General features: G+C 70.0%; 1 protein-coding gene. It reads left to right on the top strand.

The window, feature by feature from the left end:
* Window positions 1-7: 7 nt before the first annotated feature.
* Window positions 8-454 (top strand): helix-turn-helix domain-containing protein (locus ACTSKS_RS11045; protein ID WP_442927559.1); only part of this gene is annotated, 447 nt, incomplete at its 3' end.

The raw sequence follows: 454 nt of genomic DNA, 5'->3' as shown, positions 1-454 counted from the left end.
CCCACTCATGACTCACGCTAATGCACCCCTGACTCCCACCGGCCGTCTCAGGATGGTCCACCGCCACCTGCACGACGGCATCCCGCAAGCCCATGTCGCCGCCGAGTTCCGGGTGAGCCGGCCCACGGTGGCCACCTGGGTGGCCCGCTACCGCGCCCAGGGAGAAGCCGGCCTTCAGGACCTGCCCAGCCGGCCGCACCGTTCACCTGCCCAGCTCGATCCCGAGGTGGTGGCTCAGATCCAGACCCTGCGTCGCAGGGAGAAGTGGTCGGCCCGCCGGATCCATCACCACCTCGTCTCCGAGGGCCACCGGGTGTGTCTTCGTACCGTGGGACGGTGGCTGCACCGGGCCGGGCTCTCCCGGTTACGGGACCTGACCCCGGCCGGGGAAGACCTGCGCCAACGACCCCAGAAGATCACCGCGAGAGGGCCGGGGCACATGGTGCACCTGGAT

Origin of the sequence: Micrococcus sp. TCR-5, from assembly GCF_052220525.1 — a bacterium.
Classification (GTDB): Bacteria; Actinomycetota; Actinomycetes; order Actinomycetales; family Micrococcaceae; genus Micrococcus; species Micrococcus luteus.
This window is presented reverse-complemented; position numbering and strand designations above follow the sequence as displayed.